Source organism: Streptomyces sp. NPDC002209 (genome assembly GCF_042890265.1).
Lineage (GTDB): Bacteria > Actinomycetota > Actinomycetes > Streptomycetales > Streptomycetaceae > Streptomyces.
The window spans coordinates 784,468-794,138 of the sequence record NZ_JBIARX010000001.1 but is presented as its reverse complement, the minus strand read 5'-3'; the positions used below and the strand labels follow the sequence as shown (position 1 = coordinate 794,138).

The window sequence follows — 9,671 nt, the reverse complement described above, 5'->3', positions numbered from 1 at the left end:
CACCACCCCGGGGGCGAGGCGCGCCCCAAACACGCCCGGGGCGCCCGCCCCCCCCCCCCCCCCCGCGGCGGCGCCGCCCCCCCCCCCCCGGCCCCCCCCCGGGGGGGGGCCCCCGCCGGGGGGGGGGCCCCACGGCCGCGCGGGGCCCGGTTTGACCCTCCGGAACCGGCCCCGTAACCTAGACCGTCGGCATGTCCTAGATGGTTACGTCTAGTGCGCGTCGCGCTCCTGAGCACCTTCCTCCGGCCGGGCACCGCCCGCAGGAGAGGCCGCTCGTCCAATCCGGATCCGTGCGGACCCCGTCGAGAAGAGGGGCCCGTCTGAGCGGCTGGCTTCAGGAGCATCCGTCCCGAGTGAGAGAGAGATCCGCGTGTACGCCATCGTGCGCAGCGGTGGTCGCCAGCACAAGGTTGCTGTTGGTGACATCGTTGAGGTTGACAAGATTTCCACTGCCAAGGTTGGCGACACGGTCGAGCTCTCGACCCTGCTCGTTGTCGACGGCGACGCCGTGACCAGCGACCCGTGGGTGCTGGCCGGGATCAAGGTCCAGGCCGAGATCGTGGACCACCACAAGGGCGCCAAGATCGACATCCTGCGCTACAAGAACAAGACCGGCTACCGCCGTCGCCAGGGTCACCGCCAGCAGTACACGGCGATCAAGGTCACCGGTATCCCCACGGCTGCGAAGTAAGAGGGACTGAGACATGGCACACAAGAAGGGCGCATCGTCCACCCGGAACGGGCGCGACTCCAATGCCCAGCGGCTCGGCGTGAAGCGCTTCGGCGGTCAGGTCGTTTCCGCTGGTGAGATCCTCGTCCGCCAGCGCGGCACGCACTTCCACCCGGGCGCGGGCGTCGGCCGTGGCGGCGACGACACGCTGTTCGCGCTGCAGGCGGGTGCCGTGCAGTTCGGCACGCACCGTGGCCGCAAGGTCGTCAACATCGTTCCGGCCGCCTGATCCAGCTCCTGCTGATCAGCGGTACGTAACTTCCCGAGGGCGGATCTCAGCTCTTCCCGGCGCGAGCCGGGAAGAGAGGTCCGCCCTCGGCGCGTTGGCACATAGGCACGCTTAGGCACGTTTAATGGGCAGCAAGGCCTGCCTGGGACATTCCCGTATGTATCTGGAGGAACAACCATGACCACCTTCGTGGACCGCGTCGAGCTGCATGTCGCCGCGGGTAACGGGGGCCACGGCTGCGCCTCCGTTCACCGGGAGAAGTTCAAGCCGCTGGGCGGCCCCGACGGCGGCAACGGCGGCCGTGGCGGCGACGTGATCCTGGTCGTCGAGCAGGCGATCACCACCCTGCTGGACTACCACCACAGCCCCCACCGCAAGGCCACCAACGGCAAGCCCGGCGAGGGCGGCAACCGCTCCGGCAAGGACGGCCAGGACCTGGTCCTGCCCGTGCCGGACGGCACCGTCGTCCTCGACAAGGAGGGCAACGTCCTCGCCGACCTCGTCGGCCAGGGCACCACCTACGTGGCCGCCGAGGGCGGCCGTGGCGGCCTCGGCAACGCCGCGCTGTCCTCCGCCCGCCGCAAGGCCCCCGGCTTCGCGCTCCTCGGCGTCCCCGGCACCATGGGCGACATCGTCCTGGAGCTCAAGACCGTCGCCGACGTGGCCCTCGTGGGCTTCCCGAGCGCCGGCAAGTCCTCGCTGATCTCGGTGCTCTCCGCAGCCAAGCCGAAGATCGCGGACTACCCCTTCACCACCCTCGTCCCGAACCTGGGCGTCGTCACGGCCGGCTCGACCGTCTACACCATCGCCGACGTTCCCGGCCTGATCCCGGGCGCCAGCCAGGGCAAGGGCCTCGGCCTGGAGTTCCTGCGCCACGTCGAGCGCTGCTCGGTGCTCGTGCACGTCCTGGACACCGCCACCCTGGAGTCCGACCGCGACCCCGTCTCCGACCTCGACGTCATCGAGGAGGAGCTCAAGCAGTACGGCGGCGGCCTCGAGACCCGGCCGCGCCTCGTCGTCCTCAACAAGGTCGACATCCCGGACGGCCAGGACCTAGCCGACATGATCCGCCCCGACCTCGAGGCGCGCGGCTACAAGGTCTTCGAGATCTCCGCGGTCGCCCGGACGGGCCTCAAGGAGCTCTCCTACTTCCTCGCCGAGGTCGTCGCCAAGGCGCGCTCCCGCAAGCCGAAGCAGGAGGCGACCCGTATCGTCATCCGCCCGAAGGCCGTGGACGACGCCGGCTTCACCGTCACGTACGACGAGGTCGAGGACGTCTACACCGTGCGCGGCGAGAAGCCGGAGCGCTGGGTCCGCCAGACCGACTTCAACAACGACGAGGCCGTCGGCTACCTGGCCGACCGCCTCAACCGCCTCGGTGTCGAGGACGCGCTGAAGAAGGCCGGTGCCCGTGCGGGTGACGGCGTCGCCATCGGCTCCGACGAGAACGCGGTCGTCTTCGACTGGGAGCCGACCATGATGGCCGGCGCCGAGATGCTGGGCCGCCGAGGCGAGGACCACCGCCTGGAGGCCCCGCGTCCGGCCACCACCCGCCGCAAGGAGAAGGAAGCCAAGCGCGGGGACGCGGCGCAGCAGGAGTACGACGAATTCCGGCCCTTCTGATCTGCTGCTTTGCCGTTCTCGTGACCCGGACGGCGGAGTTGAAGTGATGTTTACCCCGGTCGCCTAGGATCCAACGGGTGAGCAGCACCAACACTCCCAGCGTTTCCGTCGTGGTGATCGCGTACAACGACGCCGTGCTCGTGGGCGAGGCCGTTACCTCGGCTCTCGCCCAGGGCCCGGTCGTCGCCGAGGTGATCGCCGTGAACGACGCCTCGTCCGACGGCACCGCGCGGGTGCTGGACGAGCTGGCCGCCGTCCACCCCCGCCTCAAGGTCGTGCACCGCACGGAGAACAGCGGCGGATGCGGCACCCCGCGCAACGACGGGATCGCGCGCGCGACATCGCCGTACGTCCTCTTCCTCGACAGTGACGACGTGCTGCCCCCGGGGGCGGCCGACGCCCTCGTGCGCGCCGCCGAGGAGCACCGCGCGCCGGTGACCGTCGGCGCGTGCGTACGCCGTGAGCTGCCGCAGTACCACGACGTGCCCTGGATGCCCGGGCTGTACACCGCGGGCGATGTGATCGAGCGGCCCGCGGACCGGCCCGAGCTGGTCCGCGACACCCTCTGCGTCAACAAGCTGTACGACCGGTCCTTCCTGGAAAAGCATGCGATCCGCTTTCCCGACGGCCGGTTCGTCTACGAGGACTTCGTCTTCACCGCGCGCGTGCTGGCCGCCGCGCCCCGCATCGCCGTCATCGGCGACCTCGTCTACGTCTGGCACGTGCGCCGCAGTGCCGCCCAGGTGTCGATCTCCCTGGACCGCAAGGACGTCGGCAACTGGCGCTCGCGGATCGAGGCCCACCGCACGGCCTGCCGGATCATCACCGACTCCTCCCCGCAGCTGGGCCTCGCCTGCCAGGTGAAGTTCCTGGAGTACGACCTGCGCATGTACCTGCGCGAGCTCGGCAAGGACCCCGAGTACCAGGCCGCCTGGTGGACGCTGACCCGCGACTACCTCGCCGGGTTCGACGAGGCCGCGATCGAGGCCGCCGGGGCGCACGCCCGCTGGATCGTCCGGCTGCTGCTGGCGACCCCGGCCCCGCCCGCCGACGTGGAGCGGCTCACCCGCTTCGCCGCCGAGCCGCCGCGGCTGCTGCCCCCGTACGCGACCGGCCCGGGCGGGCTGCCCGTGTGGAGCGATGAGCTCCCGGTGGTCCTGGACGGTCTGGCCGATCTGCCGGTGGCCGATCTGCCCGTCAGCATCGACGCCGAACCGGTCGGCGCGGGCCGGCTCCGGATCCGGGTGCGCGACCTGTACGGGCGCCTCACCGAGGCCGGACCGCGCACCGCCCGGCTGCGCTTCGTACCCCGCTCGGGCGGTGAGCCCGTCCTCGACCGGCCGGTGGAACTGCGCCCCGCCGCCGACGGGGACGGCTGGAGTGCCGCGCTGCCGTTCCGGCTCACCGGCGTGGCCGCCGCCGGGCGCCGCCAGGGCCGCCGCGGCATGCAGGCCTGGGGCGTCCAGGTGGGCGTGGAGTTCGCCGACGGGAGCTCCCTGGTCACCTCCCCGCGCCCCCTCGACGACCTCCTCCACCGCCGGGCGCTGCCCAGCAGCAGGTACGGTGTTCTGCTGGCGCAGCCGTTCCGCACGGGCGGAGGATCACTGGCCCTGCGGCTCGCGCCGGGTGCCGCGGGCGCGCTGAGCCTCGTACGCAACCGTCTCCACCGGGCCCGGGCAGGCCGCGGATCGGAGTAAGACAGGCGGCGATCGCAAGGTCGCCCGAGATTTCGGACAGGACCCCGGACCCGGTCCGGGGACCCCAGGGAGATACGCATGACTTTTCTGATCACTGGTGGCGCCGGCTACATCGGCTCCCACGTCGTCCGCGCGATGCTCGCCGCAGGTGAGAACGTCGTCGTCTTCGACGACCTCTCCACGGGCAACGAGGACCGCGTCCCGGAGGGCGTCCCGCTGGTGATCGGCTCGGTCCTGGACCGGCTGAACCTGGACGAGACCCTGCGGCGCTACAAGATCACCGGTGTGGTGCACCTGGCGGGCAAGAAGCAGGTCGGCGAGTCCGTCGAGAAGCCGCTGTTCTACTACCACGAGAACGTGGAGGGCCTTCAGGTCCTGCTGGGCGCGGTGGCCGCGGCCGGCGTCCGCAACTTCCTGTTCTCCTCCTCCGCCTCCGTGTACGGCATGCCCGACGTGGAGCTCGTCACCGAGGAGACCCCGTGCGCGCCGCTGAGCCCGTACGGCGAGACCAAGCTGGCCGGCGAGTGGCTGGTCCGCGCCGCCGGCAAGGCGCACGGCATCTCCACCGCCTGCCTGCGCTACTTCAACGTGGCCGGCGCGGCGGCGCCCGAGCTCGCGGACACCGGGGTCTTCAACCTGGTCCCGATGGTCTTCGAGCGCTTCGACAAGGGTGAGGGCGCCCGGATCTTCGGCGACGACTACGCGACCCCGGACGGCACCTGCATCCGCGACTACATCCACGTCGAGGACCTCGCCGAGGCCCACGTGGTGGCGGCCCGCAAGCTCGTCGAGTGGGGCGCGACCGGGGACTACAAGGACCTCACCGTCAACATCGGCCGCGGCGAGGGCGTCTCCGTACGGGAGATGGCGCAGCTGCTGAACGAGGGCACCGGGCACACCCACGAGCCCGTCGTCGTCCCGCGGCGCCCCGGTGACCCGGCGAAGGTCGTGGCCTCGGCCGACAAGATCGCCGCGGAGCTGGGCTGGAAGGCCAAGCACGACGTCCGAGAGATGATCACCTCGGCCTGGGCGGGCTGGGAGGCCAACCGCAAGGGCGAACTGCCGCACGTCGAGCGCTGAGCCCGTACGCCGCAGCGAACGACACGAAGCCGCCCGCCCCGGATGCGTTCCGGGGCGGGCGGCTTCGTGCTGCGGACGCGGGGCTCAGCGCTCCAGGAACGTGAAGAGCTCTTCCCAGCGGTCGGTGATCTCGGCGCTGGAGTAGCGCTGCACACTGCGGAAGGCGTTGTCGCCGAGCCGGTCGCGCAGCTCGCGGTCCGACATCAGCACGTCGAGGTGCCCGGCCAGCTCCATCGTGTTGCCCAGCCGGGCCAGCAGCCCGTCCTCGCCGTGCTCGACGATCTCCCGCACGCCCGGCGCGCAGTCGAAGGCCGCCACCGGCAGGCCCGTGGCCATCGCCTCCAGCAGGGTGATCGGGAAGCCCTCGGCCCGCGAGGCCTGCGCGAAGACCGAGGCCCCGCGCAGCGCGCCCAGCACGTCGTCGGTGCTGCCCATCCACTCCACGGAGGTGTCCAGCCCCAGTGCGGTCGCGTGCGCCCGCAGCGCCGGCTCCTCCACGCCCGCTCCGTAGATCCGCAGGACCCATTCGGGGTGCTGCGGGGCGGCCTCCGCCCACGCGTCGAGCAGCAGGTCCACGCCCTTCTCGAAGGCGAGGCGGCCGACGCTGGCGACGACCTTCTCCGTACGGGGGGCGGGGGAGTCCGGCATGAACGGCAGCGGGTTCGGCATGCTGCCCACGTTCTCCATGCCGGCCCGGATCCACAGGTCCGCATCCTCGGGGGTCAGCACCAGCAGGCGGTCGACCTCGGGGTAGTACCGGCGGACCCGCTCGCCGCGGGTGGACTTCTGGCTGGCCTCGAACGACTCGTGGCTCATGCCGACGACACCGAGCCCCTTGGTGTCGGCGAGCGCCACCCACTCCATCGCCCAGACCTGCGTGACGATCACGACGGCTCCGGGGCGGGCCGCACGCAGCAGCTCGTTCAGCGTCTCCGCCTTGGCCCGCATCTTCGCCCGCCGGGCCGCCTGGCGGCGCCGCTCGGGGGCGTTCAGCCGGCCCTTGATCCCGCGCAGGCGGCGGGCCTTCGGCGGGTGGGCGTCGTACAGGGTGGTCATCGCGTACGGCAGGTCCTGCGGCAGCTTCTGGCGGATCTCCTCGGCGACCGGGGCGATGCCGACGATGTGCACCCGGTGCCCGCGGTCGGTGAACAGCCGGGCCATCTGGTGCGACCAGGTCGTCACGCCGCCGAGCTCGTCGACGCTGTTGGAGACGATGAAGACGTCACGGCCGCCGGGCTGTTCGTCGCGCGGGCCGGACTCGGCGGTCTGCTGGCTCACTTGCCGCTCCTGGTGAAGAACTTCTCGACGATCTGGCGGGCCGCGTCCCCGCGGTCGTACTCGCCGAACTCGGTGAGGAAGCGCTGCCGCGCCTCCGCGTACTTGGCGTCCGCCTCGTCGAAGGCGGCCAGGGCCTGGAGGAGTTCGTCGGCCGTGGCCACCACCGGGCCGGGCGCCTTCTCCTTCAGGTCGAAGTACGTGCCGCGGATGTCGGTGGCGTACTTCTCGTAGTCGTACGCGAAGAACAGCATCGGCCGGTCCAGGACCGAGTAGTCGAACATCACGGACGAGTAGTCGGTGATCAGCCCGTCGGCGAGCGCCAGCAGCGGGGTGATGTCGTGGTGCCGGGACACGTCGATCACCCGGCCCGCGACCGAGGGCGGCAGCGTGACGCTGTTGAGGTAGTGGGTGCGCACCAGCAGCGTGAAGCGCTCGCCGAGCCGGTCGGCGAACTCCTCCACGTCGAAGGGGAACTCGAAGCCCTCCACCGCGCCGTCCGCGTTCGCCCGGAAGGTCGGCGCGTACAGCAGCACCTTCTTCTCCGGGTCGATGCCCAGCTCGGCGGCGAGCGGACCGCGCACCCGCTCCCCGCTCTGCGCCTCGGCCCGCTGCGCCTCGACCAGGGCGTCGTTGCGCGGGTAGCCCGTGCGCAGCAGCACCTCGTCGCGCAGCCGGAAGCCCTTGGCGAGGGTGCGGGTGTCGTGCTCGGAGCGGATCAGGAAGTGGTCGAAGCGGTTGACGGCCGCCTGGAACTTGTCCTGGCCGGCCTTGCCCTGCGCCTTGGTGCGGGGCTCGTGGAAGCCCATGCGCTTGAGCGCGGAGCCGTGCCAGGTCTGGATGTACGTGGTTCCCTCGCGCTTGGTCAGGGCGAGGGGGAAGCCCTGGTTGTCGACCCAGAACTCGGCCTGCGCCAGCGCGCGCAGGTAGGGCCAGCTCCAGCGGCGCACCAGGGTGGCCTCCTTGGGGAAGCCGGTGGGCTTGCCGCCCGCGTACGACCAGATCGCCTCGAACGGGACGCCCTGGCGGACCATTTCCTCGTAGATCGCCTTCGGGCTGTCGCTGTACTGCTTGCCCATGTGGCTCTCGAAGACGACCGTGCCCTTCTTGATCGGCAGCTTCGAGAAGACCTCGTGGTAGACCTTCACCTTCTGCTCGCCCGAGCCGAGGTTGCGGCGGGCCCGCAGGGCCTTGCGCAGGCCCCGCTTGACCACGCCGGCGGCCTTGCCGTGCATCGCGCTGCTGATCAGCGTCTGGGTGCGGACGGCGGCGGCGCCCTCGGCCGTCAGGACGTAGGAGAGGTTCCCCTTCTTGGTCACCTCCGGCTCGAAGCGGTCGGAGACCAGCCGGGTCAGCCGCGGGCGCACGCGCAGGCGGGCCGCGGATTCCAGGTCGACCCCGCCGACGGAGACCCGGGTGGTCAGGCGCTCGCCGCCGGCGGTCAGCTTCAGGCGGACGTCCCAGACGGCGTCGATGATGCCGAGGGGACGGACGGTGCCGGCGATGTCGGCCGTGGCGGTCCACTCGATCGTGTCACCGGCATGGCGCACGGTTGCCGCCGGGAAGCTGAAGGAGCGCACGCCGATCTGCCGGCGGGCCCGGAACTCCAGCGTGGCCCCCAGTTCCGCTTCCGGGCTGATCCGGCCCAGCGGGTTCACCACGGCGCCCGAGAGCGTGACGGTGCCGCGTCCGTCGTCCTCGTACGAGGTGAGCCGGTTGCCCAGCGAGAGGGAGGTGAGCGGGGTGGTGTGGAAGCCCTGCTCGGTGACGTCCAGTATCCGGCGGGCCTCGGCTGCCTCGGCGCCGTCGGGGTCGTCGATGTGCTGCGCGCACCAGTAGACGCGCCCGTCGCGCTCCGCGAGCGGCGAGGACAGCCGGCCCTTGTTGGTCATGGCGTCGGCGGCCGGGAGCAGGTTGTCCCAGTCCTCCTTGCCCAGCAGGTAGGCGCAGATCGCCTGGAGGTACGTGACGTGCTCGTACGCGGCCGGGTCGATGCCGGCCAGGTAGCCGTTGGCGAGGCGGGCGAACTCCTGGCGGTACGCGTCGCCCAGCAGGGGCAGGTCGCGCAGGTGCAGCACCAGGTCGTGCTTGAGGAACTTGGCGTCCTTGGCGGACTTGATGTCCGTGTAGCCCTTGGCGGCCAGCAGCTCGTCGACGCGGCGGTGGATCTCCATCCGGTGGACGAAGTTCGCGATCTCGTGGCGCCGGTTGCTGATCGATTTCGCCGCGGCCTTCTCGACCACGTTCCAGTAGTAGACGTGGTTCGGGATCAGCGTGATGCGGCGGGCGGCGACGTAGGCCTGCGCGGAGAACAGCAGGTCCTCGTAGTGGATGCCGACCGGGAACTCCAGGCCCTGCTCCAGCAGGAACGCGCGCCGGTAGCACTTGTTCGTGGAGAGGGTGTCGTAGACCAGCAGGTCGGGGTCCTCGGTGATCGACTCCAGCGTGCGGGTGCGGGAGTAGATCCACGGGTACCACTCGGTGGTCTTGCCCCACCGGTTGTCGAGGTGCACGCGCACGCACATGCCGGAGACCAGGTCGGAGCCGGTCCGCTCGGCCGCCGCCAGCATGTTCCGGCAGGCGTTCCGTTCGAGCACGTCGTCGCTGTCCAGGAACATGACGTACGTGCCGGTGGCCTGCTGGATGCCGTGGTTGCGCGGGGCGCCGCAGCCGCCGCTGTTCTCGGGCAGCCGGAAGGCGCGCACCCTCCCCGGGTGCGCAGCTTCGAGCTCCTGGGCGATCGCGTACGACCGGTCCTTGCTGCAGTCGTCGACGATCACGACTTCGACCCCGTGCAGGGTCTGGTCCAAAACCGACTGGACTGCTGTCGGCAGACGCTCTGCGTCGTTGTAGACGATGACGACCACGGAGACGTCAGGCACGTGCACCTCGATCCCTTCGTTCCATTCCGCTTAACCCGTCAAAGCTACCGTGTGCCGCGCTCGGATCCGGCAGGCCGACCCTCGGCGTGCATACTTCTAAGGAAGAGGTGTGTGGCGGGTCCGGTCGCCGACAATCACCCGTTCGGACCCAGCAG

General features: G+C 70.9%; 7 protein-coding genes. 5 read left to right on the top strand and 2 right to left on the bottom strand.

Going from position 1 to position 9,671, the window contains the following annotated elements:
- The first annotated feature begins 370 nt into the window (after nucleotides 1–370).
- The 5 genes from rplU (at nucleotide 371) to galE (ending at nucleotide 5,359) form a co-directional block, all read left to right on the top strand.
- Nucleotides 371–691 carry a 50S ribosomal protein L21 gene (gene rplU / locus ACFYXK_RS03720; RefSeq protein WP_030159347.1) on the top strand — a complete coding sequence of 107 codons (321 nt, stop codon included), beginning with the start codon at nucleotides 371–373 and terminating at the stop codon, nucleotides 689–691.
- Nucleotides 692–704: 13 nt separating this feature from the next.
- Entirely contained in the window at nucleotides 705–959 is a 255-nt protein-coding gene (gene rpmA, locus ACFYXK_RS03715) for a 50S ribosomal protein L27 (RefSeq protein WP_008738950.1), read from the top strand.
- A 177-nt stretch (nucleotides 960–1,136) separates the two neighbouring features.
- The gene (gene obgE / locus ACFYXK_RS03710) at nucleotides 1,137–2,582 is read left to right on the top strand and encodes a GTPase ObgE (RefSeq protein ID WP_389409645.1); all 1,446 of its coding nucleotides are present in this window, start codon (nucleotides 1,137–1,139) and stop codon (nucleotides 2,580–2,582) included.
- 77 nt (nucleotides 2,583–2,659) lie between these two features.
- Nucleotides 2,660–4,279 carry a glycosyltransferase family 2 protein gene (locus ACFYXK_RS03705; protein WP_389409644.1) on the top strand — a complete coding sequence of 540 codons (1,620 nt, stop codon included), beginning with the start codon at nucleotides 2,660–2,662 and terminating at the stop codon, nucleotides 4,277–4,279.
- Nucleotides 4,280–4,357: 78 nt separating this feature from the next.
- Entirely contained in the window at nucleotides 4,358–5,359 is a 1,002-nt protein-coding gene (galE, locus tag ACFYXK_RS03700; protein WP_389409643.1) for a UDP-glucose 4-epimerase GalE, read from the top strand.
- Between the two features lie 84 nt (nucleotides 5,360–5,443).
- Here the strand turns inward: galE and ACFYXK_RS03695 are convergent, their stop codons facing one another.
- Nucleotides 5,444–6,637 (bottom strand): glycosyltransferase, encoded by a 1,194-nt coding sequence (locus ACFYXK_RS03695; protein ID WP_389409642.1) that lies wholly within the window; start codon nucleotides 6,635–6,637, stop codon nucleotides 5,444–5,446.
- Complete coding sequence (locus ACFYXK_RS03690; RefSeq protein WP_389409641.1) at nucleotides 6,634–9,522, bottom strand: CDP-glycerol glycerophosphotransferase family protein; 2,889 nt, start codon at nucleotides 9,520–9,522, stop codon at nucleotides 6,634–6,636. The genes ACFYXK_RS03695 and ACFYXK_RS03690 overlap by 4 nt, the downstream gene beginning before the upstream one ends.
- Nucleotides 9,523–9,671: the final 149 nt, after the last annotated feature.